Origin of the sequence: Methylococcus geothermalis (assembly GCF_012769535.1) — a bacterium.
GTDB lineage: Bacteria > Pseudomonadota > Gammaproteobacteria > Methylococcales > Methylococcaceae > Methylococcus > Methylococcus geothermalis.
The window spans coordinates 831,713-857,833 of sequence record NZ_CP046565.1 but is presented as its reverse complement, the minus strand read 5'-3'; the positions used below and the strand labels follow the sequence as shown (position 1 = coordinate 857,833).

28 protein-coding genes are annotated in these 26,121 nt (G+C 63.9%); 6 read left to right on the top strand and 22 right to left on the bottom strand.

The window, feature by feature from the left end; genetic code table 11:
• Positions 1-34 precede the first annotated feature (34 nt).
• The 6 genes from GNH96_RS04110 to GNH96_RS04085 all read left to right on the top strand — a co-directional run bounded on the left by GNH96_RS04110 (position 35) and on the right by GNH96_RS04085 (position 11,439).
• On the top strand, positions 35-835 hold the full coding sequence (locus GNH96_RS04110) for a CbbQ/NirQ/NorQ/GpvN family protein (RefSeq protein ID WP_169602521.1): 801 nt from the start codon (positions 35-37) through the stop codon (positions 833-835).
• Positions 836-1,149: 314 nt separating this feature from the next.
• Positions 1,150-2,523, top strand: coding sequence for a (Fe-S)-binding protein (locus tag GNH96_RS04105; protein ID WP_169602520.1), 1,374 nt, complete (start codon positions 1,150-1,152; stop codon positions 2,521-2,523).
• Positions 2,524-2,945: 422 nt separating this feature from the next.
• Positions 2,946-6,980, top strand: a complete 4,035-nt coding sequence (locus tag GNH96_RS04100) for a class II glutamine amidotransferase domain-containing protein (RefSeq protein ID WP_169602519.1) — start codon at positions 2,946-2,948, stop codon at positions 6,978-6,980.
• A 31-nt stretch (positions 6,981-7,011) separates the two neighbouring features.
• Positions 7,012-9,471, top strand: a complete 2,460-nt coding sequence (locus tag GNH96_RS04095) for a HEAT repeat domain-containing protein (RefSeq protein ID WP_169602518.1) — start codon at positions 7,012-7,014, stop codon at positions 9,469-9,471.
• 37 nt (positions 9,472-9,508) lie between these two features.
• Entirely contained in the window at positions 9,509-11,065 is a 1,557-nt protein-coding gene (locus GNH96_RS04090; protein ID WP_169602517.1) for an efflux transporter outer membrane subunit, read from the top strand.
• Positions 11,066-11,121: 56 nt separating this feature from the next.
• On the top strand, positions 11,122-11,439 hold the full coding sequence (locus tag GNH96_RS04085) for a P-II family nitrogen regulator (RefSeq protein WP_228720003.1): 318 nt from the start codon (positions 11,122-11,124) through the stop codon (positions 11,437-11,439).
• 48 nt (positions 11,440-11,487) lie between these two features.
• On the opposite strand, the gene GNH96_RS04080 is transcribed toward GNH96_RS04085, so the two are convergent.
• The 22 genes from GNH96_RS04080 to GNH96_RS03975 form a co-directional block, all read right to left on the bottom strand.
• A complete protein-coding gene (locus GNH96_RS04080; RefSeq protein ID WP_169604583.1) occupies positions 11,488-12,783 on the bottom strand; it encodes an ammonium transporter in 1,296 nt (431 codons plus the stop codon).
• Between the two features lie 201 nt (positions 12,784-12,984).
• A complete protein-coding gene (locus tag GNH96_RS04075) occupies positions 12,985-13,149 on the bottom strand; it encodes a hypothetical protein (protein ID WP_169602516.1) in 165 nt (54 codons plus the stop codon).
• 16 nt (positions 13,150-13,165) lie between these two features.
• On the bottom strand, positions 13,166-13,648 hold the full coding sequence (locus GNH96_RS04070) for a hypothetical protein (RefSeq protein ID WP_169602515.1): 483 nt from the start codon (positions 13,646-13,648) through the stop codon (positions 13,166-13,168).
• Between the two features lie 40 nt (positions 13,649-13,688).
• Positions 13,689-14,009 carry a hypothetical protein gene (locus GNH96_RS04065; RefSeq protein ID WP_169602514.1) on the bottom strand — a complete coding sequence of 107 codons (321 nt, stop codon included), beginning with the start codon at positions 14,007-14,009 and terminating at the stop codon, positions 13,689-13,691.
• 33 nt (positions 14,010-14,042) lie between these two features.
• Complete coding sequence (locus tag GNH96_RS04060; protein ID WP_169602513.1) at positions 14,043-14,282, bottom strand: hypothetical protein; 240 nt, start codon at positions 14,280-14,282, stop codon at positions 14,043-14,045.
• 11 nt (positions 14,283-14,293) lie between these two features.
• Positions 14,294-14,971, bottom strand: coding sequence for a fumarylacetoacetate hydrolase family protein (locus tag GNH96_RS04055; protein WP_169602512.1), 678 nt, complete (start codon positions 14,969-14,971; stop codon positions 14,294-14,296).
• Positions 14,972-15,115: 144 nt separating this feature from the next.
• The gene (locus GNH96_RS04050) at positions 15,116-16,828 is read right to left on the bottom strand and encodes an AAA family ATPase (protein ID WP_169602511.1); all 1,713 of its coding nucleotides are present in this window, start codon (positions 16,826-16,828) and stop codon (positions 15,116-15,118) included.
• Between the two features lie 33 nt (positions 16,829-16,861).
• Positions 16,862-17,095: an FmdB family zinc ribbon protein gene (locus GNH96_RS04045; protein ID WP_169602510.1), complete on the bottom strand. Its 234-nt coding sequence runs from the start codon at positions 17,093-17,095 to the stop codon at positions 16,862-16,864.
• 19 nt (positions 17,096-17,114) lie between these two features.
• Entirely contained in the window at positions 17,115-17,363 is a 249-nt protein-coding gene (locus GNH96_RS04040) for a BolA family protein (RefSeq protein WP_169602509.1), read from the bottom strand.
• Positions 17,364-17,366: 3 nt separating this feature from the next.
• Positions 17,367-17,699, bottom strand: coding sequence for a Grx4 family monothiol glutaredoxin (gene grxD, locus GNH96_RS04035; RefSeq protein WP_169602508.1), 333 nt, complete (start codon positions 17,697-17,699; stop codon positions 17,367-17,369).
• A 243-nt stretch (positions 17,700-17,942) separates the two neighbouring features.
• Positions 17,943-18,251: a 2Fe-2S iron-sulfur cluster-binding protein gene (locus tag GNH96_RS04030; RefSeq protein ID WP_169602507.1), complete on the bottom strand. Its 309-nt coding sequence runs from the start codon at positions 18,249-18,251 to the stop codon at positions 17,943-17,945.
• A gap of 58 nt (positions 18,252-18,309) precedes the next feature.
• On the bottom strand, positions 18,310-18,798 hold the full coding sequence (locus tag GNH96_RS04025; protein WP_169602505.1) for a hypothetical protein: 489 nt from the start codon (positions 18,796-18,798) through the stop codon (positions 18,310-18,312).
• Between the two features lie 13 nt (positions 18,799-18,811).
• A complete protein-coding gene (locus tag GNH96_RS04020) occupies positions 18,812-19,138 on the bottom strand; it encodes a (2Fe-2S) ferredoxin domain-containing protein (protein WP_169602503.1) in 327 nt (108 codons plus the stop codon).
• A gap of 197 nt (positions 19,139-19,335) precedes the next feature.
• On the bottom strand, positions 19,336-19,674 hold the full coding sequence (nifW, locus tag GNH96_RS04015) for a nitrogenase-stabilizing/protective protein NifW (protein WP_169602501.1): 339 nt from the start codon (positions 19,672-19,674) through the stop codon (positions 19,336-19,338).
• Positions 19,675-19,719: 45 nt separating this feature from the next.
• A complete protein-coding gene (gene nifV, locus GNH96_RS04010; protein WP_169602499.1) occupies positions 19,720-20,874 on the bottom strand; it encodes a homocitrate synthase in 1,155 nt (384 codons plus the stop codon).
• Between the two features lie 8 nt (positions 20,875-20,882).
• Positions 20,883-21,221 carry an ISC system 2Fe-2S type ferredoxin gene (gene fdx / locus GNH96_RS04005; RefSeq protein ID WP_169602497.1) on the bottom strand — a complete coding sequence of 113 codons (339 nt, stop codon included), beginning with the start codon at positions 21,219-21,221 and terminating at the stop codon, positions 20,883-20,885.
• 2 nt (positions 21,222-21,223) lie between these two features.
• On the bottom strand, positions 21,224-23,083 hold the full coding sequence (hscA, locus tag GNH96_RS04000; RefSeq protein WP_169602495.1) for a Fe-S protein assembly chaperone HscA: 1,860 nt from the start codon (positions 23,081-23,083) through the stop codon (positions 21,224-21,226).
• Complete coding sequence (gene hscB / locus GNH96_RS03995) at positions 23,083-23,616, bottom strand: Fe-S protein assembly co-chaperone HscB (RefSeq protein ID WP_169602493.1); 534 nt, start codon at positions 23,614-23,616, stop codon at positions 23,083-23,085. Before hscB ends, hscA begins: the two co-directional genes overlap by 1 nt.
• An 11-nt stretch (positions 23,617-23,627) precedes the next feature.
• Positions 23,628-23,951: an iron-sulfur cluster assembly protein IscA gene (gene iscA / locus GNH96_RS03990; RefSeq protein WP_169602491.1), complete on the bottom strand. Its 324-nt coding sequence runs from the start codon at positions 23,949-23,951 to the stop codon at positions 23,628-23,630.
• Positions 23,952-23,977: 26 nt separating this feature from the next.
• Positions 23,978-24,370 carry an iron-sulfur cluster insertion protein ErpA gene (gene erpA, locus GNH96_RS03985; RefSeq protein WP_223163491.1) on the bottom strand — a complete coding sequence of 131 codons (393 nt, stop codon included), beginning with the start codon at positions 24,368-24,370 and terminating at the stop codon, positions 23,978-23,980.
• Positions 24,371-24,395: 25 nt separating this feature from the next.
• The gene (iscU, locus tag GNH96_RS03980; RefSeq protein ID WP_169602487.1) at positions 24,396-24,815 is read right to left on the bottom strand and encodes a Fe-S cluster assembly scaffold IscU; all 420 of its coding nucleotides are present in this window, start codon (positions 24,813-24,815) and stop codon (positions 24,396-24,398) included.
• A 40-nt stretch (positions 24,816-24,855) separates the two neighbouring features.
• Complete coding sequence (locus tag GNH96_RS03975; RefSeq protein ID WP_169602485.1) at positions 24,856-26,067, bottom strand: IscS subfamily cysteine desulfurase; 1,212 nt, start codon at positions 26,065-26,067, stop codon at positions 24,856-24,858.
• Positions 26,068-26,121 lie beyond the last annotated feature (54 nt).

Here is a 26,121-nt window from a genome sequence, read left to right as displayed (position 1 = left end):
CCCTTATTTACAAGACACCTAACCGGCATTTTCGATGTCCAACGCGGACCAGTACCTGATCCAGGAACAACCCTATTACCGCCCCACCGCCGACGAGGTGGCACTGTTCGAAGCCGCTTATGCCGCGCGCATGCCGGTGATGCTCAAGGGCCCGACCGGCTGCGGCAAGACCCGGTTCGTGGAATACATGGCCTGGAAGCTGAAGCGCCCGCTGATCACGGTGGCCTGCAACGAGGACATGACGGCCTCGGACCTGGTCGGCCGCTTCCTGCTCGATGCCAGCGGCACCCGCTGGCAGGACGGTCCGCTGACGCTCGCCGCCCGCATCGGCGCCATCTGCTATCTCGACGAAGTCGTGGAGGCCCGCCAGGACACCACCGTGGTCATCCACCCGCTGACCGACCACCGCCGCACCCTGCCGCTGGACAAGAAGGGTGAGCTGGTGCATGCCCACCCGGATTTCCAGTTGGTGATTTCCTACAATCCCGGCTACCAGAACCTGCTGAAGGACCTCAAGCAGTCGACCAAGCAGCGCTTCGGCGCGCTGGATTTCAGCTATCCCGAAACGGCTGTCGAGGTCGATGTGGTGTCGCACGAGACCGGCATCGATCCCAAGATCGCCGAGAAGCTGGTGCAGATCGCCCATCGTGCCCGGAACCTCAAGGGCCACGGCTTGGACGAAGGCATCTCGACCCGGTTGCTGGTCTACGCCGGCCATCTCATCGCCAAGGGCATCGCCCCCCGGGCGGCCTGCATGATGACGCTCGTCCGTCCCCTCACCGACGACCCGGATATGCGCGATACCCTCGACGCCGCCGTGGCGACGTTTTTCTGACCCGCCAAAGGCAGGGCGCCTGCCCTGCCCTCCCATTCCGGCAAGAACCCGCACGGCCGCCCATGCGGCGGATTCGCTTGTCTCTCCCTTCTTTAACTACCTTTCTTCGATGACACGGTAACAAGCAACATCGGGTGCAACCACCTGGCCTGGCGCATGTCATCATGAAATATCCGGCTTAGCCTTGTCGTACTTCGTACAGTCGATGAGTACCATCAGCCCCATATACCCCCCATAAAACCAATGACTTGCATGTATACGCCGGCATGGCATCACTCCTGCTTGGACGGATTTATTTGCAAGGGTTTGAGGCAATGGACACACAACTCGACTGGTCGGCCTACGACAGCTACGGCGCGGGCGATGCCTATGCGGCCGTGCCTTCCGAAGGCGGTGCCTACGGCAAGGCGGCGGCGGTGTGCATCGGCAACCGGCAGTGCCAGCGCAGCGAAAAGGGCGTGATGTGCCCGAGTTTCCGGGTGACCCACGATGCGGCGCACTCCACCCACCACCGGGCCCAATCGCTGAAGGCGGCGCTGAATGGCGAATATGGCCCGAAGCCCTTCGTCGGACCGGAGCTGGAAGCGGCCATGGACCTGTGCGTCGGCTGCAAAGGCTGCAAGCGCGAATGCCCCAATGGCGTGGACATGGCCCTGCTGCGCGTCGAAGCGCTGGCGCAGCGATGGAAACAGCGCGGCGGCGCGCCGTTGCGGGAACGCCTGCTGGCGCACATTCCGCACTGGGCGGGAAAACGGGGCCGGCTGAACTGGCTGGTGAGGCTGCGCGAACGGGTGCCGCTGCTGGCCAAGCTGGGCGAACGCTGGCTGGGCATCGCCGCCGCGCGCTCGCTGCCCCTGAGCGCACCGACCGAGTTCCTCGCCGCCGCCTCGACCCAACCCGCCGGCAACGCCGACGGGCCCGAGGTCGTCTTGCTGGTCGACACCTTCTCCAACCATTTCGAGCCGGAAACCGCGCAGGCGGCGCTCGACGTGCTGACCGCCGCCGGCTACCGGGTCCATGTCGCCCGGCCGCCCGCCGCGGAACGCCCGCTGTGCTGTGGACGCACCTTCCTTTCCCACGGCTTGGTCGAGCAGGCGCGGGCAGAGGCCAAACGCATGGTGGAAACCTTACTGCCTTATGCAGAGCAAGGGCTGCCCGTCATCGGCCTGGAGCCGTCCTGCCTCTTGATGCTGCGTGACGAATACTACTCGCTGGGACTGGGCGATGCCGTGGGCACGATCGCCAAATCGGCGCTGCTGCTGGAGGAATTCCTGGCCCGCGAACACGACGCCAAGCGGCTCGAGCTTCCGCTGCGTCCCCTGCCCCAGACGCAGGCCCTGGTCCACGGACACTGCCACCAGAAAGCCTTCGGCGCGATGAAGTCGATGCGCAAGGTGCTGGGACTGGTGCCGCAGCTGAAGGTGGAATTCATCGAATCGAGCTGCTGCGGGATGGCCGGCGCCTTCGGGCTGGAGGCCGAGCATTTCGAAGTGTCCATGCAGATGGCCGAACTCGCTCTGCTGCCGCGGATACGCGAAGCGGACGAGGACACCTTGCTGATCGCCAATGGCACCAGTTGCCGTCACCAGATCCGCGACGGCGCGGGGCGGGAGGGCGTGCACTTGGCCAGGGTATTGAAGGCGGCGCTGGCGAGCGGAAGCATGGAACCCGGTGAAACGAACGCTTAGCGTTCACGGCCAAACGCCCGTTTTCGATCGTTGACCCCATCCTTCCCCTTGCCACACCCCATGCCGTGAAATCGTGCACGCTCGGGCCGTCTTCCGCGAATGGCACGATTGAACGGCATCGCCTTCCTCCGCATCAGGCCCTCCGTCTTCCAGAGACCGGCCGATCGCACCACGAATAACCACGTTATCGCACTATTATGGTGCGTCGCACTTTTTATGTGCATCACGTGTTGACGTGCCTCCCTCCATGTTCTAACGTAAGCACGCTCGTATTGAATCGACACTGACAAAAATAATTGGCGGTTCGAGCTGCCCGGATCGATGTCCCCGCAATCCGGCATGCCGATACCGCGTGGACTCCCGGCCCTCGCCACAGCGAAAAGCCGCCGGAGGCCCTTGCACCAGACCCGAGGATTGACGCCATGACAGGAAGCATCGTTCCGGCTTCGCCCGCGAAGCCGCGAGTTCTTTTGGAACTCATGCTGGCCCCGTTGCGGTTCACTAATGCCCTGGCCCTGGCGATACACGGCCTGGGCCATGCGCTCGCCTTGTTCGCGCTTACCCGCAATCCGTCCGCTTTCTCCGCCGCGACGATTCTGGAGGGAATCCCGTTCGGAGAACTCGGCAGGAGTCTTCTGCCGTTCGGACCGATACCCCAGATGTCCGCTCATCCGCCCCGCATTCCGGCGTCCCTGTACGAGGGGTGGCGGTGCAGAATGGTGGCGGCGGCCGGCATCCTGGCCAACCTGTCGGCGCTGGCCGCTGCCTCCTGGTGTCTGGAAGCCCATGGCGGAGATTTGGCGGTGCTCGCCTGGAGCTGCTTCTGCGCCAGTTCGATCCTTGCGATGCTTTCAGTACCGGACCTCCTGGCCCTGGTCCATGGCGCCGCGCCCTACTGGGCCTGCGGCCCGGCATTCGCCGTGCGCTACGGCCTGGACGGGGAAGAAAGTTCGCCCCTGCTGGTCTCGGACCGTTTGCGGGAGATGGCGAAAATCCTGGCGCGGGAGGCTTCGACCCGGGGCGGTCAGTCGGCGGGATTTTCGGTGCTGGTGGACAAAGGCGGCGCCCAGTCGGTGATCTTCGACAAGGTCGTCAAAGGCAAGCGGGAAGACATCGTGGGCGTGCTTTCCGAACGGCTGGACGGCCTGCTCGGCAAGGCCAACCGCGAAGGTTACCGGCGTCCCCAAGACTTCGAAGCGATCCTCCTCCACCTGCGTTACGCCACCGGCGGCGCGACCCATTGGCACAACGCCCAGCCGCACTGGTACGAATACTACGACGCGATGATGCACCATCGGGTGGAAGACCAGGCCCTGGTTTCCCAACCCGGGGAAGTCTTCAACATGATCGCCCACAACGGCGACATGGACGGCGTATACCTCGAATTTACGCTGGACGGCAAAAAGTGCCGGCATTTCTTCACCCAGCAGGAAGCCCGCGGGGTATTCCTGAGCATGATGCCCAGGACCAGCTCGAAAGGCGACTCGGATTCCCGCAGCGTCGCCGAATGGGTGGATTTCATCTATACCCAGGGGCTGTCCTACAAGGCGCTGCGCTATGCCTATTTCACCGCCGCACTGGACTACAACCGGGACATCGCCAGCGGCAATTTCAACCTCGAACCGCTCCTGCGCTGGGCCGATGCCATCGATCTCGCCCTGCTGAACATCCGCAAGGAACTGGGCCAGAGCGCCTTGGCGGCGCAGGCGCGGTCCCTCGCCGACCTCTCCGCCGAGGCCAGGCACCGCCTGCGCGAAGCGCTTGCACGGGAGGTCGGGGCAACGCTGGATGCAGATGCCGTCGGACGCTTTGTCGCGGCATTCGAGGAAGCCTTCTGCCATCACGACCTGACCTGGGTGATGCGCACCGCCTCGCGCGATCTGGTCGGCGAATTCGCGCTGATGGTCTGCTCCACCCTGGAACCCCGCATGGGGGTGTTTTCGCTGACCCAGGCCTTCTCCCTCGGCCACAACCGTACGCGAGGGGAAATCTTCGGCAGCGCGGAACCCTTGGGTGTCACCTCGACCCTGCACCAAGGCGAGCTAGACGACGATGCGCTGCAAATCTATCTGGAAGACGGCCAGTACGCCACGATCGAGTATCGCGCGGCAAGCCCTTCCGAATTCATCCGCATCTACGATCGGGCCAAGGTGGACGATGATTTTTCGCGGCCACCCCTCCCCGCACCGAAGGCGCTGCAACCCTTCGGCGAAGGACGGGAAACCCGGAGCCGGTCCAACTGGTTCCAGGTCAACAACAACCCCAAGATCAGCCGTATCCACCTGCTTCCGGCACAGGGTAACGCCGTCGAAAAAGACCTCTGCGAAATTCCCTTCGTCCTGAAACGCATCGTGGAATCCTTCGAACGGGGCGGCGAGAACCACGCCGCGATGGACCGCCTGAGCCAACTGCTGTTCCAGAACCTGCTGGATCCCGGCCGGGACCCACGGATGCACGATCTCGTGCTCTATGGCGTGGATTTCAACCAGGACCTCCTCAACGAATTCGCGATCGCCCTGCATTCGGTACTGCCGGGCCTCAGGATTCGGGCGGAAAACTCCGGCAACGTACTGAAGGAAATGAAGCGCACCGAGCGGGAGGGCATCGGCTGCTACGGTCCCTCGACCGTGTTCTTGGGCGTCAGCAATTCCGCCCAGACCCAGTCGACCCTGGCCGTGGTGCGCAAGGCGCGCGACCTGGTCGGCGCGGAGCGCTGCTTCGTCCTCTCCCAGTCCTTCCTCAACTCCATGACCGAGGCCCTGGGCCAGGGTTATCACCCCGACGATCCGATCCTGCCCAATACCTTCGTGAACCTGAGCCACCTCTCCCCCGATGGCACCAGCGGTCGGCGCCGGGCCGAAGCGGCGACCATCGTGCCGGTGGCGACCCAGGCGGTGCTCACCGAGATCCTGATCAACCTGACCCAAAAAGCCATCGAGGCCTACAGCACGCTGAACCGGGAGGTCCTGACCGGGCAAGGCGGCGACTTCGACCTCCGCAGCGATCTGCAAATGTCCGACATCAAGGCCTTCCGGGAATTCCAGGCCGCGGTGTATGGCGTCGACATCCCCAACCGGGTCGGCTGCAACGCCGCCGGCGAACCCATCGATTCGCCGGATGCGGACGCCCTGGACAGCGAGGCCGCTTCGCGTGCGGAAAACCAGGTGGAATTCGTCCGCTCCTATGCCATCTTCGCGGCCTACATCGTCATCGCCACGGTCTTCGGGGTGCCGGTGTTCGGCCTTCTGTTCTCCCCGCTCGCCTTCCTGGCCGGCGTCGGCCTGCTAGCCCACGTGCTGGATGCGGCGCTGTTCCTTACCGCGCTCTGGCTGATCCATCTGGGCATCCGCCGCTGGCAAGGGCGGCCGGTGTTCGAGAGGATCGGCGCGCGAGCGGAAGTCTATATCGACCGCAAGTACATCGCCCGCATCGTCGAGCGCTACAACGCCACCCTGTTTTCCAACATGCCGGCGTTCCTGACCCCTTTCTTCTACTGGGCCGATACGGTGCGCGATGCCTTGCACCGCTATGGCATCCGGGCACACCGCGGGGTGGTGACCATCCACCGCCTGCCCGACGAACGCATGGGCATCGAGGAAGCCAACAACGCCGCCGAGGAGAACATGGTCTATGCCCAGCTCGGCGGCATCCGCTTCAATGGCGGCCAGCCTCAGTCGCGGGACAAGGTGCGCCAGGGTTCGTGTTATGCCAGCGCGTCACGGCCCTACCAGACCGTGCTGTCCGACAGCCTGGCGGGACTGCGGGCGAAATATGACGGGAAGCTGTCCCCGGAGGTGTTTCGCCTGATCAACCGCCGGCTCATCGACCTCTGCGACGGCCTGATCACGGAGTTCGTGATCGGCTTCCGGCGCAAGGAAATCGTCAACCGCGCATTGTGGGACGTGATCCGCTGGATACCTGGCGCAAGCCTGGTGCACGAGATGCTGCTGCGCAACGGACTGGACTTGACGAACCTGGCCGGCGAAGCCGATACCGCCAACCAGGCGCAGATCCAGTCCACCAAACATCCGGTCTCGCCGGTGGACATCCACACCCGGACCATGGTCCCCAGATCGACTTTCGACGCGCTGCGCACGGAAGAACAGGCACCCGACGATTCGTTCGCCGTCCTGGTGTTTTCAGAACACCATCTCGCCCTCCACCTGAACCGCCATGCCGTGCTGGAACAACCGCAAGGACGGGTGCAGGAGGTGGTGCTGAAACCTGGCCGGGGCGCCGACCGCGGCAAACTGGTCAGTGACTCCGGCGACGCGCCATGCGGCCGTTTCGTCGGGGCGCTCGAGCGCGTGGACGGGGAACCCTGCCTGGTGATCGACAACAGGGGCTCGGACCTGCGGATGGCGGTCCCGCTGAGCAGCCTGAGTTCGGAACAGCAGCATTACCTGGCTCATCATTACCGCATCGGCTCGCCGAGCCTCTTGGAGGCGGCCGCATGACGGGCCGACATGCAGACCGGAGGTGTTTGCCATGCTGATGACCGCTGCTGCGGGATTTCTCGCCGCGATACTGCTCAATGTGTTCCTTTACCGGCTGATGCACAGCCGCGGAAACGCCATCGTCCGGCTGTACCGGACCGCCCTGCTGCTGCTCGCCGGTTTGGGGCTGGTGGCGCAGGCGCTGGGTTGGGAGCTCAATCCTTATCTGGTGATGCTCTGTTTCACCTTCGGTCTGGCGTTTCTTATGCTCGAAACCCTGGTTTCGGGATTCTGGGGCAAGATCGGCTACGGGAGCCTGACCGTCGCCCATCTGTTCCTGGGCGGGTATCTGTACACCATGACCCAGGTGCCCTACGGTGACCGCCCCTTCTCCGCCCTCTCGGCCAATCAGCCCAAACCGCTCTCTGACAGCGATCTGCGGGAGGAATGGATCGCCGGCCTGCCCATCCTCACCCCTGGAACGTCTCCCGCAGCAGCTGCGTCCACCCTTGCCGGAACGCGCGCCGCGGCGGCCGTAAAACCCGCAGGCCACATCAAGCCGGGCCTGAGCTGGAACGATGTCGAACCGCTGATGGCGCACGATTCCCATGTCCGCGACGTACTGATCGCGCTGCGGGAGAAGCAGGAGCGCGACCTCTCCGAAGTCCTCGCCAGCCTGAACCAGATCGCGGTGAGCAGCACCGGCATGCGCCGCCACGCCATCGTCCGCGACAATGTAGAAAACCTGTTGCGCGACGGGGCGATTTCGGAGGCGCGCTACCATACGATCCTGGAAACCTGGCGGCTGACCGACCGGGACGAAGAAGCCTTCCTCTCGAAACAGGCCGAAGAGCTGTTTCATGTGATGCTTCGATTGCTGGAGGATGGCGACGTCGACGAGACCCACAAGGTCGAACTGATCGACTTCATGGTGGACCGTTTCTCCAGCGACGTCAGACTGGTCAAGCCCTTGATCAATCTCTACGAGGCGCTGGACAGCGAATATCCCCGGCAAAAACGCCTGAACCATGAATTCCTCGGCCTCTATCTGCAAAAGAGGAACGCCATTCTCAGGGGATTCGAGCGCATCGGGCGGCCCGGCTTGCAGCCTCTGCTCGACTACCGCAAGAAGACCGTTTCCGAGATCCATTACTCTCAGGCGAGGCTCGACCGGTTTCTGGAAGATACGTTCCAGCAGCGCGTGCGCCCCCTCTATGGCACGGTCGAACCCATCGCGGTCAAGGACTTCCTGAACCGGGAGAAATATCCCCCGTTGGGGAAGCTGTCGGGAGCTGCCTACGAACAGGATTACCTGCGGCACAGCCTCATCCGCATCGGTCTCGAAAACCGGGTTCCCGCGGCCGGGCAGCCGGTCATGGGCCTCGCCATGGGGGACTACGGAAAAATCGTCCAGGCTTTCGAAGAAGGCTTACCCGATGCCGTCGATGCGATGGTGATCGACGAGAATCCCGCCGTGCGCGGCAATCTGGCCTGGTATCTCGCCGAGCGCAAGGACCCTTACACCCTGCCGCTGATCTTCGAACTCATGCAGGACTCCCATCCGGAGGTCAGGCGGCTGGCGGCAATCGCCGTGGGCAATTTCAGAATACTCGACATGCAGAGCGCCAATGACCGCAAGTTCACCGAGATCGTCCGGATGCTGGTGAATTACCGGACCAACGCGGATACCTTCGCCCGGGTTTTCGCCATTTACGCACTGGCGACGGTCGGCGACCGGCAGAAGGCCCTTTACGTCCTCGACCTGATTTTCAATGACGGCGCCGCGCTGCACTCCGTCATGGGGCAGGCCGCGCCGGCGTGGAAGAGCGAGGACGAGAAAGCAGCAGTGCAAAGCCTCGTCGACATACTGGTCGAAACCCCCGAGGAGCCCTATGTCAAAACCCAGGCGCTGAAAGTCCTGCTCGCCATGGAATCGCAGGAATCCATCGGCATCCTGCTGCATTACCTGAACCATATCTACGAATCCACTCACAGCCGCCCGGGCCTGCTGCGTTACGTGGTACCGCACATGAGCCTGCCGCAGGAAGCGGAAAATGTGGAGGACGTGATCGACTATCTGGCCGCGCGCTACCGCGCCAATCCCGAACGCCTGCAACAGCCTTTGAAGGCCTTGCGCGCCTACCTCGGATCGGCCTACGGCAACCATCGCAGCGGGGAATTCTTCCAATTCCTCAAGTTTCTCGAGGAATACGACAGCCGGGAATACGAGGAATACCTGAAACAAACCCGGGAACACGTCCTGCTCATGCGCATGCTGGAGTATGTCAAATCCACTTACGGCTTCTGGCTGGTTTTCTGGCCTGTCTCCCTGCTGATCCTGATGGTGACGCAATACGGCTTCGGACTGTCTCCCCGCTTCGCCCGCGCCGACGGCGGCGCGGCTTCGGCCAAACCCAACCGCCGCGCCAATCCAGCGGCAGACATCCGCAACCGGCGCCAGGCGCCCGCCGCGGCCGTGGTCCCCATCAAGATCACCTCCGGCAAATCCTGAGAGGTCTCGACCCGGAACCGGCTCGGGAGATCACACCATGTGCAAGACCTTGTTCGATTCGGCTCGCGCCCTTTTGCTGCGCCTGGCCCTTGCTGCCGGCGCGGGGCTCCTGCTTGGCGGCTGCAACAAAATCGGCCCGGATTTCCACCGGCCGGAAATCAAACTCACCGACACTTGGCTGGATGTGCCGAAGAAAACCGCCAAAGCCGCTGACTTCCGCAACTGGTGGAAACTGTTCAACGATCCGGTACTGGATCGCCTCATCGAAAAGGCCTACCAGCAAAATCTGGATGTCCAGAAAGCGGCGATCCGCATCTATCAGGCGCGCGCCCAGCTCGGCATCGCCAAAGGTTATCTGTTCCCGCAAAAACAGAATGTGGGAATGGACACGTTCTATGAGCGCATCAGCGAATTCTCTCCCTATTACCAGGGAAGCGATTTCCACACGTTCACCTATTTCCAGACCGGATTCGACGCCATGTGGGAGCTCGACATCTGGGGCCGGTTCCGCCGGGGCATCGATGCCGCCGGCGCGGAACTGGCCGCTTCGACGCTGGAATACGACGACATGGTGGTGACGCTGACCGCCGAAGTCGCCGCCGCCTACGTGCAGATCCGCACTTTCCACCAACGCCTCGTGCTCGCCAGGGGTAATGCGGACCTACAGGAACGCAGCTTCCGCATCGCCGAATCGCAGTTCCGCAACGGCCTGAGCACCGAACTCGATATGCAGCAGGCCAAGGCACTGCGGCAGGCGACCCTGGCGGAAATCGCCAGCCTCGAAGTGGGGCTGCGCCAGTCGAAGAACGCCCTGAGCGTCCTCCTAGGGATGCAACCCAGCCACCTGGAAAAGGAACTGGGCCCGAACAGCGACATTCCCGCGGCCCGATCGGAGATCGCCATGGGCATCCCCACCGACATCCTGCGCCGCCGCCCCGACGTGCGCGCCCAGGAATACAAGGCCGCCTCCCAATGCGCCCAGATCGGCATCGCCGCAAGCGAACTCCTGCCCCGGCTTTCCCTGGTCGGCACCGTCAGCTTCAATTCCGGCAGCATCGACGGACTCGACGTCGCCAACGCCCTCAGCCCTTCCGGGCTGGCGGGCAAATTCGGACCGACCGTCACCTGGCCGATATTTCAGTACGGACGGCTGACCAACAATGTCCGCGTCCAGGACGCCAAATTCCAGGAACTCCTGACCGACTACCGGAGCACCGTATTGCGCGCCCTGCGCGAGGTGGAAGACGCGATCATCTCCCTCAAGAAGGCCGAGGAACGGGTAGTCAGTCTGGCGGACGGCGTCCGAGCCTCACAGCGCGCAGCCGAACTGGCGGTGAGGCAATACCAGAACGGGCTCGAAGACTACACGCGGGTCCTCAATTCCGAGCTGTTCCTGGTGCAGCAGCAGGACCGGCTGACCGCGAGCCGGGGCGACGTCGCCCGCAGCGTCATTGCCATGTACAAGGCGCTGGGCGGCGGGTGGGAACTTCGGGAAGGCCGGGAACTGCTGCCGCCCGGCGTGAAGAAGGAAATGCGGGAGCGAACCGACTGGAACGACCTGCTCGAGGAACCGGTCGGCAGCGAAATCAACTAAAAGCGAATCGGGACCGGCGAGCGTACGTCGCCGCCGGTCTTGCAAGAGGAGGCCGGATGATGAAACTGGTGACTGCGATCATATCCTCGCACAAGCTGGATGAAGCCCGCGAGGCCCTGCTGGACATCGGCGCAACCGGCCTCACCGTCAGCCGGATTCTCGGCGATGGGTTCGAAAGGCACGGGCCCCGCACCGACGACTGCCTGCTCAAGCTGGAGATCCTCGCCGCCGAGCGCCTGGCGGACACCGTCGTGGCATCGATCATCGGCATCCTGGGCACGGAGGCGGCCGACGATGCCCGGATCTTGGTCTTCGAACCGGAACAAGCCGTCCGCATCCGCACGCTGGAAATCGGCGACGAAGCCATCGGCTGACCTCCCATCCCAATGCGGATGGGCCCTTGCCGAACCGGTTCTTACCATTCAGAAGTAATAGCCCTTGCCGTTGTGCGAGCTCAAATCCAGACCCTCGGTTTCATCGTCGGGGCCGACGCGCAGTCCCAGCCAGCGGTCCAGCCCTTTGAGGATGAAATAGCTGACGGTGCCGCTCCAGAGTCCCGCGGCGGCGATTGCGGCGAGCTGAACGCCGATCTGCTGACCCACCCCTAAATCGCCCGGAAATCCCGAACCGCCCCAGGCCCCGCCGGCGAACAGCGGGGTGAGGAGCACGCCCAGCAGGGCGCCGGCCGCATGTACCGGGAATACGTCCAGGGCATCGTCGATTTCCAGCTTGCGCCGGATCCAGGGAATCGCGAAGAAGCAGGCCAGCCCGCCCGCGCCTCCCACGATGACGGCGCCCTGCGGCCCCACATAACCCGCCGCCGGCGACAGCGCGACCAGCCCGGCAATCATGCCGGTCACCAGGCCGAGCAGGGTTGGACGGCCGAAGCGCACCCACTCGGTGCCCATCCAGGCCATCGCGCCGGCGGCAGCCGCCAGGTGGGTGTTCAACATGGAAAGCCCCGCCGCGCCATTCGTCATCAAGGCACTGCCGGCGCTGAAGCCGTGCCAGCCGATCCACAGCATGCCGGCGCCGGCCGCAGTCAGGGTCAGATTGTGCGGGGGCATGAGCGCATCCGGAAACCCCCGCCGCGGCCCGACCCGCCAGGCTACGGTGAGAGCGGAGACGCCGGCGGTGGCATGCACCACCACGCCGCCGCTGAAGTCCGCGGCGCCGAGGCGTGCCAGCCAGCCGCCGCCCCACAGCCAGTGGCAGACCGGCGCATAGACCAACAGTGTCCAGAGGGTGGTGAACCACAGCACGGCCGAGAACCTCATGCGCTCGGCGAAGCCGCCGACCATGAGTGTCGGCGCGAGCACGGCGAAGCTGAGGTGGTAGATGCAATACGCCGCTTCGGACACCCGCCCGACCGCCGATTCGGCCGTCAGGCCGTGCAGGAACAGCCGGGACGAGCCGCCGATCCACATCGACCATGCCTGGCTGCCCGCCAGGGCGAGGCTGTAACCGGCGCCCATCCAGACCAGGGACACCAGGGCGGCGATGGCAAAACACTGGGCCAGGATGGAGAGGACGTTCTTGGTGCGAACCAGCCCCGCGTAAAGCAAGGCCAGCCCCGGCACGGTCATGAACCATGCGAATCCGGTGGACGTGAGAATCCACGCGGTATCCGCGGAATTAAGCTCATCCGCCCGCAGCGGCAGCGCCATGATCAGGAATCCAATCAAGCTGAAAGCACGGTATTTCGGCCCTTGCCCCATCGCTTCCTCCGTCAGCGTATCCAAGCGCGGCCAGCGCAACCCCGAAGCCGTTCCTGTCCGGTTTTCCCCGGCCGGAAAGACGGCTTGCACAAAACCGGTGCAATGAAACCATGATTACACCGATGTGCCAAGGCTTGAAGACGGTTTGGGCGGAATGGCGGCGGATGCAAAAGGCATCGAACTCCGCATGTGGAGTGACCTTCACTCGTTCATATCGGGAAACAGGATCACCTCGTCCGGAACACCGTTTCCGTTCCGTTGCAGGTTGAGGCCCCCCACCAGCGCATAGCCGGCATCGCCCTCGTAGAGGACCACGGCCTCCGGCGGCATCCCGCGGAGGGCTTCGATCAGTTGCTCGACGGTCATCGCTGTATCCGAAGGCTCACATGTCGTCCGAAATGACTTCCAGCGCGATCAACTGGTCCCGCAGGGCCCTGTGCGCCGCGAAGCCTTCCCGCCCCTGATAGAACGGATCGCCGTAGAGGGCATTCGTCGCCGATTCGTCCGACAGATAGATCCTGCAAGCCTCCAGCCCTTCCGCCAAGGCGGCGACGCAGGCTTCGAACTCGGAGACCGGTTCGGACTCGTAGACGCCCTCTCCCAGCAGCTCGTCGGCCCGGTACAGCTCGGTGTCCCAGCCGTGCTTGTCGGCCAGCTCGAATATCGTGGCGTGGCTGGCCCGGGCTGCAGGCGATTCCGGGGTGAGGCCGGCCGCTTCGAGCAGCTTGCGCGGCGTCGCCACGGCGAAGATCACGCATCCGTCGCGTTCCTTGGCGACACGGACCTTGCGGGAAAAATCCTCCCGGTCGAATGCGAACCAGGCGTTCGCTTTACCGGGGCTTGTAACCTCGACGACATAGATCATGAGTTTTCCCGCATGGGTTCGAGAATGAGCGGATAAGGCTTCAGTGCGTCAGGCGCGCGGCAAGTGCCTCCGCGCCGGCCTCGGCGCGCACGGCGATCTTGATGTCGACGCTGCGGCTCAGCCAGCCCAGGGTCACCGCGCGGAACGCGGCTTCCTCGGCCTCGTCCCAGATCAGGCACAGCAGCGCCTCTTCCCTGTTGAGCAGTTCGTCTTTCTCCATTTTCTCTACCGCGAGCTGGCAGGCCAGCGGGTCAGCCTCGTTGCGCGCGAACACTTCGCGCGCCGCCGCGATGCCGGCGGCGACTTCGTCTTCCGATGCCAGGCTGGCATGCTCGCCTTCGATGCTGATGATGAACGACATGGGTCTCTCCGATGAAATCAAGTGAACTACGGCCTATAAAGGCACACCGAAAAACCATTCCTCGCTGCCGCCCCAGGCGAGATGCAACTGGTAGGCGGAGCGCCAGCGCGCCGCCTCGGCTTCGTCGGCGGGACGGTGGCTCAGCTCCGCGTCCGGCGCATCGCCGGTGAGATAGCTGCGGCCGTTGCGCAGGAAGCGGGCCAGATCCTTGCGGTCGTTGGGCCGGATCACGACCTTGGGGACATCGTTGACCAGGATCGTCGTGACCTGCATGGCAGCCTCCGCTATCCGACCGTGATGACCAGGGGCTCCAGTCCCGCCACCGTGGCTTCGATCACGTCGCCCTGGACCACGGGGCTGGCCGGGCCCGGCGTGCCGGTGTAAATGAGATCGCCGGGGAACAGCTCCATCCGGGTGGAAAGATAATGTACCGTCTCGGGGATTTTCCACAGCATGTCGGCCACGTTGCCGCTCTGCCGCAGCTCGCCATTGACCTTGAGTTCGATCTTGCCGCTGGCGATGTTGCCGGCATAGAACTCCGGCGTGATCGCCGAGCACGGGGAGGAATGGTCGAAGACCTTGGCCTTGTCCCACGGCAGCCCCTGCGCGATGGCGGCATCGAGCGCGTCGCGCCGGGTCATGTCGAGGCCCACGGCATAGCCGAACACATAGTCGTAATCGACCTTGTCCGCCGGAATGTTGCGGCCGCCCTTATGCAGCGCCACCACCATTTCCACCTCGGGAGACAGCGCGCCGGTGCCGGGCGGATACGGCAGCACGGAATTGTTCTGCAGGATGGTACCGGGCGGCTTCAGGAAGAAGCTCGGCTCGGCGGGCTTCACCGCTTCCTGGCCGGATTCCGGATAATTGCGGGCGAGGCAAAAAATGCGGCGCACCGGAAACGGGTTGCTCGACATGGCGTCGAGGGTAATGATGGGGGCGGGTGGGAAAGCGTAGTTCATACTTGATCCTAAAAAACTCGGTTGATTCTCTCGGGATGACATCAAAGCCACGCCAACCGTGGCTTTCCCACCCTTAAGTCCCTCGCCTCAAGAGACAATATCGTCACGAAGTGATGCGTGTTCATTTCCGTGACGACGAAGCGCTCACTCATCTCGAGTTCCTTCCGCCGGTCCCAGGTCCATGCCGCGGAAGATGGAGCAGCGCTTGAACACCTCCAGGCTGGGCGCGACCTGCTTGTGCGAGCAATACTTGGCCACCAGCTTGGCCAGGCCCTTGATGTCGCGCCCGGTGGCGGTGGGGAAGACGTCCGCCAATCGGCCGATCAGCGTCTCGTCCACCGCCAGCGCGAACTGGTCCGTCATCACCCGCCAGATCTTGCAACGGTCGTCGCGGTCGGGCGGATAGAACTTGATCAGGGCGATACAGCGGGAAACGATGGCCTCGTCGATGTCGTCGACCCGGTTGGTGGTCAGGAACAGCAGGCCGTTGAAATACTCCAGCACCCGCAGGAACACGCCGACCACGGCGTTCATGGTGATGTCGTCGTCGCGGCGCTTGATGTAGACGTCGGCCTCGTCGATCAGCATCACGGCGCCCCAGCGCTGGGCGCGGGTCAGCACGTCCTTCAGCGCGGTTTCCATCGCCGCCACGTTGAGGCCGAGCTGGCTGGAATGCACCCGGTAGAGCGGACGCCGGATGATCTCGGAATAGACCTCGGCGGTCAGGGTCTTGCCGACGCCTGGCGGGCCGGCGCAGAGCACCGTGGTGCCGCCGGACTTGCCGGCCACGATGTCGTCCATCAGCACGTCCATCTCGGCGGTGAGGATGTCGATCAGGTCGGTCTGCTCCGCCGGCAGCACCAGCTTGCGCTTGAGTTCCGGCTGGTATTCGTAGAGACGGATGTCGCCGACATGCACCCACAGGTAATGGTGCAGTTCCAGATGGAACATCAGGATGTAGGGATGCACCGGGAGCTGGGTGAACAGCCCCTCCGGCATCGCATCCTGCAATGCCTGGACCTCGTCCTCGGCGTCGTAACGGTTGCTCTTGGCGGCCTTGCGCAGGTACGGCCCGAGGATGTCGCCGGTGGCGTCCAGCGTCAGTGCGCGGTGGGTGAGGATGCCTTCGTCATTCACCAGACGGGCGCTGCCGCCACCGGACGACAGGACCACCACGTCCTTGCGCGACCAGTCGGTGTCACGGTGGGTGGCGGCCGGGTCCTCGGCATAGAAGCCGATGCCTTGCCCTGCGAACTGGGTACCGTAGCGGGCGCGCCAGTCGAAATAGCGGGCTACGGTCCGGTCGTAGGACTCGATCAGCTCGGGCGTCTCCTTGAGAAATCCCTTGGCCGCGAAGATCTCGCCCACGGTCCTGCCGGCGACATCGCTGGCGGTGATGCGCAGGGCGACGGTGGCGAGATTGCCCTTGGCATTGGCCTTCAGCTCGATGATGATCTTGCCGATCTCGTCGTTCGATTCCGGGATGTAATCGAGCCGGGTGATGAGGTAGGGCAAGGGCCGGTTGGTGACGTTCGCCGTGAACACCCAGCCGCGGATGGCGCCGGTCGCCAGATACCGGGCGATGGCGGGCACGGCCTGCTCCAGCTCGTGAGCCTCGAAGCGTATGCCGTCGTCGTTGAGCGCCTTCTGCAGCACGGCGAGCTGCACCGCCCGCTGTTTGAGGTCCGGACCGGCTTCCTCGTAGAGATGGCGCAGGAAGTTGACCTCGGCGTTCTCCAGCTGGACGAAGGCGATCTCCGCCCTGTTCCCGAACCGCAACTGGTCCTGCAACACCGCCAGGCGCGGGAACTCGGTCACCATGGCCTCGACGTAAGGTTTTTCGATCTGAAGCTTCACGGCATTCCCATCGCCCGTTCGGGGTTCAAAAGATCATTTCAAGCGCGGACGCTCGGACGGTTTGTAATTGCTGAAATGCCCTTCCTTGGCGGCCTGCGCGCGGGCGCTCTGAAGGATGCCCGGCGTCTTCAGGTGCGGCGCGATCTGCACCACCTGCTTTTCCATGTTGCTGCCGCCGCAGTGCGGGCAAACCGGCGTATCGCTGAGCTTGATCAGCAACTCCGACATCTGGCCGCAGTCGCGGCAGTGGAAATCGTATAGCGGCATGACTGGCTCCAGGTTTGACTCAAGCGGAATCGGCCAGACGGCTCCATTCCGCCGGCGTATAAACTTTCATGCTGATGGCGTGCAAGGCGCCGGTGGACAAAGGCTCGGTAACGGTCGCCAGGACCTGCTGCTGGCGCTTGACCGGATTCAGGCCCTCGAACGCGTCGCCAATGACCACTACGGAAAAATTGCAGCCCTCACCTTCCACCCGGACTTCGCAGCCCGGAATGCCCGATTCGATCAGGGCGCGGACTTCGGCGATTTCCATGGTTCAGCCTGCTGCCCGTCCGGTCACGGCGGCATCGAGCAGGGTCTTCAGCTCGCCGCTCGCCGACAGTTCGCTGACGATGTCGCTGCCGCCGATCAGTTCGCCGCCGATGAAAAGCTGCGGAAACGTGGGCCATTGCGAAATGCTCGGCAGCTTCTCGCGGATGGAAGGGGCCGCGAGGATGTTCACGTAAGCGAACGGCACGCCGGCAGCCTGCAAGCAGGACACGGCCTTGGCGGAAAAGCCGCACTGCGGCATCTCCGGCACGCCCTTCATGTAAAGGATGACCGGATGTTTTGCGATCTGGTCGCGGATGGTGTCTTCGATATTGCTCATGGCGGTGCCTCACGAATGGGAAGAAACTGCGCCCTCATCCCCCTCTCCTTCATGGACCATGCCGTCGAATAAAGGGCGGCTCGTCACCCCGGCAGGGGAATGCCGGGGTCCGGAGGCCACGGATGGCTGCGCCCCTCGCACGTCCCTGTGAACCGGCTTCATGCCGGGCAATCCATGCCGGAATGACGGCTTCAATTGATCGGCTTACCCAACGAGGATAAGGGCGAGAGCGAAACGCGCTAACTACAAGCCGGAAGCGAAGCCCAGCAGCTCGACGGTGATGTCTTCCTCGCCGGTGACTTTCGCTTGGCAAGCCAGGCGCGACTTGGAACCGACGCCGACGATCGTGTCCAGCTTGGCATTCTCTTCCGCGCCGATTTTCGACACGCTCTTGCGGCCGGCCTGCAGGAAGATGTGGCAGGAACCGCACTGGGCGTTGCCGTCGCATTTGTGCATGATGGCCTCGCCGGCTTCCATGATGAGTTCGAGCAGGGAGGCGCCCTCCCGAGTCTCGATGGTTTTTCCGGATGGCTGGATGGTCAGGATAGACATGTAGCGTCCTCTTATATCGTGTGTGTCGTAGGTGGTGTGGAAAAATGGCCTGAGTGGATCAGGCGGCGCTCCCTTCCGCAAAGGCCCGGATCACGGAGGCGCCCACGCTGTCGTTTCGGTCCAGTTCTCCCAGCTTGGCCAGGAGGCGTTCGCACTCGTCCCTGTCGCCCCGACGCAGACGGATGAAGGCCAGCGCCTTGAGCGAGAACAGGTAGAAATGCTGGGGCGCGTCGTAGCGCTGCCAATCGACGGTGGCGGGCGTCAATGCCTCGATGTCGTTCGGAAAGCCGCCCTGCCGGGCCGCCGCTTCCAGCGCCATACGCACCACCCGCTCGGCATCGGCCAAGCGCCCCTTGTAGAAGTAGAACTTGTACATCGAGAAATAGACCGACAAGGCTTCGGGCGCCTCCGTATGCGCCCGCCTCAAATAGGCTTCGGCCTGTTCGGTGTCGGCGTATGCGCTCATCGCCTGCTCCAAGAGCCCACCCACCTGGGCGGGCACCTCGCCGGCGTAGAACGAACGCAAGGGATCGGCGCCTCTATCCATCGTCGCGCTCCCGTCAGCCCCACAGTGCCGCCGGAGCGAGCAGCCGCTCGACCGGCCGGTCGTTCTTCAGATGCTCCTCGATGATTTCGGCCACGTCTGCCGGGCTCACCTTGGAATACATCACGCCCTCCGGATAAACCAGGACCGTGGGGCCGAGATCGCAGGTGCCGAGGCAGCCCGTGCTGGTCAGCGCGAACTGGCCGTAGAGCTGGCCGGTCTCGAACTGCTGCATGAAGGTCTGGAACACCGCGGTGGAACCGAGCTGGCCGCAGGAACCGCGCGGATGGCCGGGCGGCCGGGTTTGGGCGCAGACGAAGACGTGCTTACTGGGCTTGGGCATGAAAAGACCTCTCCTTATGTTGAACAATCGTTGGCTCCTTCACCAGGAACCTGCGGCAGTGGGCCGCCCATTTTCCCTTCTCCCTTGGTGACAAGGGGGCCCGAAGGGCCGGATGCGGGACTGCGGTGCCGGCCAGCGATGCGAGGCTCGACCAGCCTCTCTCACCCCCGACCTCTCCCAGAGGGAGGGGAGAAATCTCAAGCCCGCTGGCCGCGTGTGGCCAGGCTCGCCTTGATGCTGTCCAGCGATATGCTCTTGCCGTCCTGATCCTGGAACACCTTGAACACCTTTTCCTGAGCCGCGCTGGACTTCACGAAGTCGTCGTGGGCCTGGCTCAGCAGCGACTTGCAGGTCGCCATGGCGGTGGCTTCATCCATGTCGTCCGTGATCGGCGTGCGGTTCAGATACTGGTTGAATCGCTTGAGGATATGCAGCCGATTGACATGCACCACCGACGGTTCGTAATCGACGCCGAAGAAGTCGAGGAACTCTTCGGCCGCGGAAAACTGCTGTATGCGCTGTAAAACCGGATTCATGATGGGTCCTTCGATTGAGTGGGGTTTCGAGTCGTCGCGTGGACCTCAGCCGAACAGGCCCGGGCGCGGCTGCGCCGACAGCGAGGTTTCGGCGTAGAACAGCTTCAGCTCGGTCTCGCTGGGCGGGCGCTTGGTCCGGCTGGCGTGGATGCGGATGCGCTTGAGCACCCGGCCGGCGTCCACCTCGCTCAGGTCGATCCCGAGCAGGCTGAAACTCCGCATCACGGCGTGGGTGCCGGAATGTTTGCCCAGCACCAGGCGGTGCTCGCGACCGAGCTCCTTGGGGTCCACGCCCTGGTAGTTGATGACGTTCTTGAGCAGGCCGTCGACATGGATGCCCGCCTCGTGGGTGAATACCGCCTCGCCGACGATACTCTTGTTGGCCGCCACCGGCCGGCCGGAAGCGGACGCCACCAGCCCGGAAATCTCCGGGAAATGATCGACCGCGATGCCGGTATCCAAGCCGTACAACTGGTGCAGGGCCATCACGGTTTCCTCGATGGCCGCATTCCCGGCCCGCTCGCCCAGGCCGTTGACCGTGGTGTTCACATGGCTCGCCCCGGCCTGCACCGCCATCAGGGTATTGGCCGTCGCCAGCCCGAAGTCGTTATGGGCGTGCATTTCGATTTCCAGGTCCGAGCCCTCGGCCAGCTTGCGGATACGCTCGAAGGTGGACATCGGTTCCAGCAACCCCAAGGTATCGGCGAAGCGGATACGCCTGGCCCCGGCCCGCTGCGCCGCCTGGGCGACCTGCAACAGGAAGTCGGCATCGGCGCGGGAGGCATCCTCGCAGCCGACGCAGACCTCCATGCCGTTATCCAGCCCCTGCTTCACGAAGCGGTCGATGCTGGCCAGCACCCATTCGCGGGTCCGGTGCACCTTGTGGCGGAGATGGATGTCCGACACCGGGATCGACAGGTTCACCAGATCGGCCCCGCAGCCCTCGGCCGCGGCCAGGTCCTGTTCGCACATCCGGCCCCAGACCATCAACCGGGACGGCAGGCCTAACCCAGCGATCGCCCGGATCACTTCCTGCTCCTCGGCGCCCATGACGGGTATGCCCACTTCCATTTCCGGCACGCCGGCCCGAGCCAGGGCATGGGCGATGGAGAGCTTTTCCTCGGCGGTGAAAGCGACCCCCGCGGTCTGCTCGCCGTCGCGAAGGGTGGTGTCGTTGATGGTGACCTTGCGTGCGTTCATGGGTCGCCTCACTTGAGTTCTTTCGCCAGGTTACGGCTGTAGCGCGGCAGTTCGATGACCAGGTCGGCCTTGCTCACCACCGCCTGGCAGGCCAGCCGGGAATGCGGCTCCAGCCCCCAAGCCCGGTCGAGCATGTCGTCCTCGGCATCGTCGGCCGGATTCAGCGAGTCGTAGCCTTCGCGCACGATGACATGGCAGGTGGAGCAGGCGCAGGCCATTTCGCAGGCATGCTCGACTTCGATACCGCCGTGCAGCAGGGCGTCGCAGATGCTCTGGCCGTAGCTCGCCTTGATGACGGCGCCTTCCGGGCAGAGTTCGGCATGGGGCAACACCTTGATTTGCGGCATGCTCAGACTCCCAGGCTGTCCAGCTTCTGGCCGGTGAGCGCGACCTTGATGCTGTAGTCCATTCGGCGCCCGGCGAATTCGGTGCTGGCCTCGTTCAACGCGTCGGCGGCATTCTTGATCGCCTGCCAGTCCGAGCCCTCCATCGCGCCTTTCAGGACCTGCACGCCTTTCACCAGGACCTCGAGTTCTTCCTCGCTGAGCAGCCCGCCGTCCTCGGCCAATGCCGACTCGGTGGCTTCGATCAGGCGGGAGGCTTCGACCTTCTGCTCCTGCAGCCGCCGCGCTTCCAGGTCGTCGCGGGCATGCAGATAGGAATCCTCGATCATCCGCGCGACTTCCGCGTCGCTCAGGCCGTAGGACGGCTTGACCTCGATCCTGGCCTCGACCCCGCTGGTCTGCTCGGCGGCGGTCACGTTCAGGAGACCGTCGGCATCGACCTGGTAGGTCACCCGGATGCGCGCCGCGCCCGCCGCCATCGGCGGGATGCCGCGCAGCTCGAAGCGCGCCAGCGAGCGGCATTCGCTCACCAGTTCGCGCTCGCCCTGCACCACATGGATGCTCATGGCGGTCTGGCCGTCTTTCCAGGTGGTGAATTCCTGGGCCCGCGCCACCGGTATGGTGGTGTTGCGCGGAACGATCTTTTCGCACAAACCGCCCAGGGTTTCGATGCCCAGCGACAGCGGAATGACGTCGAGCAGCAGCCAGTCGCCGCCGGCGCGGTTGCCGGCCAAAAGGTTGGCCTGCATGGCGGCGCCCAGCGCCACCACCTTGTCCGGATCGAGGTCGGTGAGCGGCGATTGCTGGAACAATTCGGCCACCGCCTCGCGGATGCAGGGCATGCGGGTCGCGCCGCCGACCAGGACCACGCCCTTGATCTCGTCGATGGCGAGTCCGGCATCGCGCAGCGCCTTCCGGACCGGGACGAGCGTTTTCTTCACCAAACCGGCGGTCAGCTCCGCGAAGGTATCGCGGCTCAGAGTCAGCGCAATCCGGGAACCGTCCGACAGCGCCGTGTCGATGATCGCCTCGGCGCGGTCGGAAAGCTGCTCCTTGGCGACGCGGGAGGCGGCCATCAGCAGCCGCGCATCGCCGCTGGACAGCCCGCTGATGCCGCTCTGTGCGAGCAGCCAGTCGTAGACCGCCCGGTCGAAATCGTCGCCGCCCAGAGCCGGATCGCCGTTGGTGGCCAGCACCTCGAACACGCCGCGGGTGAGCTTCAGCACCGAGATGTCGAAGGTGCCTCCCCCTAAGTCATAGACGGCGTACACGCCTTCCGCCGCATGGTCGAGCCCATAGGCCACGGCGGCCGCGGTCGGCTCGTTGAGCAAGCGGAAGACTTCCAGGCCCGCCAGCTTGGCGGCGTCCTTGGTGGCCTGGCGCTGGGCCTCGTCGAAATAGGCCGGCACCGTGATCACGGCACCGGCGAGTGGACCGCCCATTTCCGCGACCGCCCGGTCGCGCAGAACCTTGAGAATCTCGGCCGACACCTGGACCGGACTGATCCGGCCGGCGCGGGTGTCGAACTGCACCATGCCCTCGCCATCGACGAACTTGTAGGGCGCGCCGTGGTGCTCGGCGATGTCGTTCAGGCCCCGGCCCATGTAGCGCTTGACCGAAACGAAGGTGTTCTCGGGGTCTTCGCTCTGCCGGGCCTTGGCCTCGTAGCCGACCTCGACCGCCCCGCCGTCCAGGTAGCGCACCACCGAAGGCAGCAGGGTGCGGCCTTGCGTGTCGCCAAACACCACCGGCACCTCGTCCCTGACGGCTGCGACCAGCGAATTGGTCGTACCCAGGTCGATCCCCACCGCGAGCCGCTGCTGCGGCTTGGCGCTGACGCCAGGTTCGGAAATTTGTAACAGCATCAGTCCTCCAGCAGGGCGTGCGCCTGATCGAGATCACGTTTGAGTTTTTCCAGGAAGGCGAGCTGGCGTACCAGCACGGCGGCCTCCGGATGCGTTTGCTCGACGTCGAGCATGGCGCCGAGCGATTCGATCAGATGATCCATTTCTTTCTTCAGCCGAAAGCCGAGCCGGTCGAGCGCCGCTTCGCTGCGGGCGGTGACTGCGTCCTGCATTTCTTCCCGCCATTCGATCTGCTCCAGCAGGAATTCCGCCGGCATCGCCGTATTGTCTTCCTCCCGGGTGTCGACCCCGTGGATCCTGAGCAGGTAACGCGCCCGGTCCAAGGGGCGTTTCAGCGTGTGATAAGCCTCGTTGGCGAAGGTCGCCCATTGCAGGGACAAGCGTTTTTCCACGTCGCTAAGATGGGCGGCCTTGTCCGGATGGATGCGGGCCTGCAGCTCCAGGTAATGGCTGTCCAGCATGCCCAAGTCCAGCCGGAAGATGGCGGGCAGCTGGAAGAATTCGAAATAATTACGGGGCGCCATTTCGCTCATGGCCATCGCTCCTAGACGTTGAAACTCTCGCCGCAGCCGCATTCGTTCTTGACGTTGGGATTGTTGAACTTGAAGCCCTCGTTCAAGCCTTCCCGCACGAAATCCAGCTCGGTGCCTTCCAGGTAGACCAGGCTTTTCGGATCGACCAGCACGGTGACGCCATGGCTTTCGAAGAGCTGGTCTTCCGGCGCCGGTTCGTCCACGAACTCCAGGGCGTAGGCGAGGCCGGAACAGCCCGAAGTCTTGACGGCGAGCCGCAGCCCGATGCCCGCACCGCGCGCGCTCAAATGCTTCTGCACCTGTGCCGCCGCTTTTTCTGTCAGGGTTACTGCCATCGTTGCCCTCCATTCCAAAAACAGTCTCAGTGAGACGAGCAGCTCGAACCGCCGCTACCTTCGACCGAGAAGGAGCTGCCGCAACTGCAGGAAGAGGTCGCATTCGGGTTCTTGATGACGAAACGCGAACCTTCCAGCCCTTCCTGGTAATCGATTTCGGCGCCCTGCAGATATTGCAGGCTGGTGGGGTCGACCAGCAGGGTCACGCCGTCCTTCTCCACCGCCGTATCGTCCTCGTTCATGGTCTCCTCGAACGAGAAGCCGTACTGGAACCCCGAGCAGCCGCCGCCGGAGACATAGACCCGGAGCTTGAGCGCCGGATTGCCTTCCTCGGCGATTAACTCGTTGACCTTGGCGGCCGCATTGCCGGTGAAAATCAAAGCGGGGCCGGCCGGCGTCAGATCGACAATGCTGGTCATGGCTGTCATAACGGTTTCCTCGTCTTCAGGCCGCCGATTTGCAGATTTCGTAGCCTTCGTCGGCCACACCCGTTTTGGCCTTGTAGTCCGAGACCGCGGCCTTGATCGCATCCTCGGCCAGCACCGAGCAGTGGATCTTCACCGGCGGCAGCGCCAGCGCCTCGGCGATGTCGGCGTTCTTGATGGCCAGGGCCTCGTCGACGGTCTTGCCCTTGACCCATTCGGTCACCAGCGAACTGGAGGCGATCGCCGAGCCGCAGCCGTAGGTCTTGAACTTGGCATCCTCGATCACGCCTTTGTCGTTGATCTTGATCTGCAGCTTCATCACGTCGCCGCAGGCCGGAGCGCCCACCACCCCTGTGCCCACGCCGTCTTCGTCCTTGTCGAAGGAACCGACGTTGCGGGGATTTTCGTAGTGGTCGATGACTTTGTCGCTGTATGCCATTGTTGTTCTCCTGATTGGATGGTGAAGGGCTTCGGGCGCGTTAGTGCGCTGCCGCCCACTGAACGGTGTTGAGATCGATCCCGTCCTTGTACATCTCCCACAGGGGCGAGATCTCGCGCAGGCGAGCGACCTTGTCCTTGATCAGGGAGATGGCGAAATCCACGTCCTCCGCCGTGGTATAGCGGCCCAGGGTGAAGCGGATCGAGCTGTGGGCCAGCTCGTCGCTGCGCCCCAGGGCGCGCAAGACATAGGAAGGCTCGAGGCTGGCCGAGGTGCAGGCCGAGCCGCTGGACACCGCCAGATCCTTGATGGCCATCATCAAGGACTCGCCCTCCACGTAGTTGAAGCTGATGTTCAGGTTGTGCGGCACCCGCTGTACCAGATCGCCGTTGACGAACACCTCTTCCATGTCCTCGAGGCCGGCCAGCAACTTGTCGCGCAGCCCGCGGATGCGCGCGTTCTCCGCCGCCATTTCTTCGCGGGCGATGCGAAAGGCTTCACCCATGCCGACGATCTGGTGCGTGGCCAGGGTGCCGGAACGCAAGCCCCGCTCGTGGCCCCCGCCGTGCATCTGCGCCTTGAGGCGGATACGCGGCTTGCGGCGCACGTACAAGGCGCCGATGCCCTTGGGCCCGTAGGTCTTGTGGGCGGAAAAGGACATGAGGTCGACCGGCAGCTTCTCCAGGTCGATCTCCACCTTGCCGGTGGACTGCGCGGCATCGACGTGGAAGATCACGCCGCGCTCCCGGCAGATCTGGCCGATCGCCGCGATGTCCTGGATCACCCCGATCTCGTTGTTGACGTGCATGACGGACACCAGCGAGGTATCGGGCCGGATCGCGGCCTTGAACGCCTCCAGGTCCAGCAGGCCGTTCGCCATCGGCTCGAGGTAGGTCACCTCGAAGCCGGCGGATTCCAGCTCGCGCATGGTATCGAGCACGGCCTTGTGTTCGGTCTTCACCGTGATGAGATGGCGGCCCTTGGTCTGGTAGAACTCGGCCGCGCCCTTGATCGCCAGGTTGTCCGATTCGGTCGCGCCGGAGGTCCAGACGATTTCCCGGGGATCGGCGTTGACCAGCTTCGCCACTTCCTCCCGCGCATTCTCCACTGCCTGCTCGGCGGTCCAGCCGAAGCTGTGGGAGCGGCTGGCCGGGTTGCCGAAGTTTTCCGTCAGGAACGGAATCATCTTCTCGGCAACACGTGGGTCGACCGGCGTCGTTGCCGAGTAATCGAAATAGACCGGTAGCTTCATTGCATGTTCTCCGAGTTCGCCAGAGGGTTGGGCGGTTTGCCTTGATCTCTATCT

Coding starts and splice junctions, on each gene's coding strand:
- GNH96_RS04065 (WP_169602514.1), bottom strand. CDS start 14,009: ATGTCGTTCATCATCAGCATCGAAGGCGAGCATGCCAGCCTGGCATCG.
- hscA (WP_169602495.1), bottom strand. CDS start 23,083: ATGCTGTTACAAATTTCCGAACCTGGCGTCAGCGCCAAGCCGCAGCAG.
- grxD (WP_169602508.1), bottom strand. CDS start 17,699: ATGAGCAATATCGAAGACACCATCCGCGACCAGATCGCAAAACATCCG.
- GNH96_RS04090 (WP_169602517.1), top strand. CDS start 9,509: ATGTGCAAGACCTTGTTCGATTCGGCTCGCGCCCTTTTGCTGCGCCTG.
- GNH96_RS04085 (WP_228720003.1), top strand. CDS start 11,122: ATGATGAAACTGGTGACTGCGATCATATCCTCGCACAAGCTGGATGAA.
- GNH96_RS03975 (WP_169602485.1), bottom strand. CDS start 26,067: ATGAAGCTACCGGTCTATTTCGATTACTCGGCAACGACGCCGGTCGAC.
- nifV (WP_169602499.1), bottom strand. CDS start 20,874: ATGAACGCACGCAAGGTCACCATCAACGACACCACCCTTCGCGACGGC.
- GNH96_RS04025 (WP_169602505.1), bottom strand. CDS start 18,798: ATGGATAGAGGCGCCGATCCCTTGCGTTCGTTCTACGCCGGCGAGGTG.
- nifW (WP_169602501.1), bottom strand. CDS start 19,674: ATGAATCCGGTTTTACAGCGCATACAGCAGTTTTCCGCGGCCGAAGAG.
- hscB (WP_169602493.1), bottom strand. CDS start 23,616: ATGAGCGAAATGGCGCCCCGTAATTATTTCGAATTCTTCCAGCTGCCC.
- GNH96_RS04070 (WP_169602515.1), bottom strand. CDS start 13,648: ATGATCTATGTCGTCGAGGTTACAAGCCCCGGTAAAGCGAACGCCTGG.
- GNH96_RS04080 (WP_169604583.1), bottom strand. CDS start 12,783: ATGGGGCAAGGGCCGAAATACCGTGCTTTCAGCTTGATTGGATTCCTG.
- GNH96_RS04095 (WP_169602518.1), top strand. CDS start 7,012: ATGCTGATGACCGCTGCTGCGGGATTTCTCGCCGCGATACTGCTCAAT.
- fdx (WP_169602497.1), bottom strand. CDS start 21,221: ATGCCGCAAATCAAGGTGTTGCCCCATGCCGAACTCTGCCCGGAAGGC.
- GNH96_RS04105 (WP_169602520.1), top strand. CDS start 1,150: ATGGACACACAACTCGACTGGTCGGCCTACGACAGCTACGGCGCGGGC.
- iscU (WP_169602487.1), bottom strand. CDS start 24,815: ATGGCATACAGCGACAAAGTCATCGACCACTACGAAAATCCCCGCAAC.
- iscA (WP_169602491.1), bottom strand. CDS start 23,951: ATGGCAGTAACCCTGACAGAAAAAGCGGCGGCACAGGTGCAGAAGCAT.
- GNH96_RS04045 (WP_169602510.1), bottom strand. CDS start 17,095: ATGCCGCTATACGATTTCCACTGCCGCGACTGCGGCCAGATGTCGGAG.
- GNH96_RS04075 (WP_169602516.1), bottom strand. CDS start 13,149: ATGACCGTCGAGCAACTGATCGAAGCCCTCCGCGGGATGCCGCCGGAG.
- GNH96_RS04020 (WP_169602503.1), bottom strand. CDS start 19,138: ATGCCCAAGCCCAGTAAGCACGTCTTCGTCTGCGCCCAAACCCGGCCG.
- GNH96_RS04100 (WP_169602519.1), top strand. CDS start 2,946: ATGACAGGAAGCATCGTTCCGGCTTCGCCCGCGAAGCCGCGAGTTCTT.
- GNH96_RS04110 (WP_169602521.1), top strand. CDS start 35: ATGTCCAACGCGGACCAGTACCTGATCCAGGAACAACCCTATTACCGC.
- GNH96_RS04055 (WP_169602512.1), bottom strand. CDS start 14,971: ATGAACTACGCTTTCCCACCCGCCCCCATCATTACCCTCGACGCCATG.
- GNH96_RS04060 (WP_169602513.1), bottom strand. CDS start 14,282: ATGCAGGTCACGACGATCCTGGTCAACGATGTCCCCAAGGTCGTGATC.
- erpA (WP_223163491.1), bottom strand. CDS start 24,370: ATGACCAGCATTGTCGATCTGACGCCGGCCGGCCCCGCTTTGATTTTC.
- GNH96_RS04040 (WP_169602509.1), bottom strand. CDS start 17,363: ATGGAAATCGCCGAAGTCCGCGCCCTGATCGAATCGGGCATTCCGGGC.
- GNH96_RS04030 (WP_169602507.1), bottom strand. CDS start 18,251: ATGTCTATCCTGACCATCCAGCCATCCGGAAAAACCATCGAGACTCGG.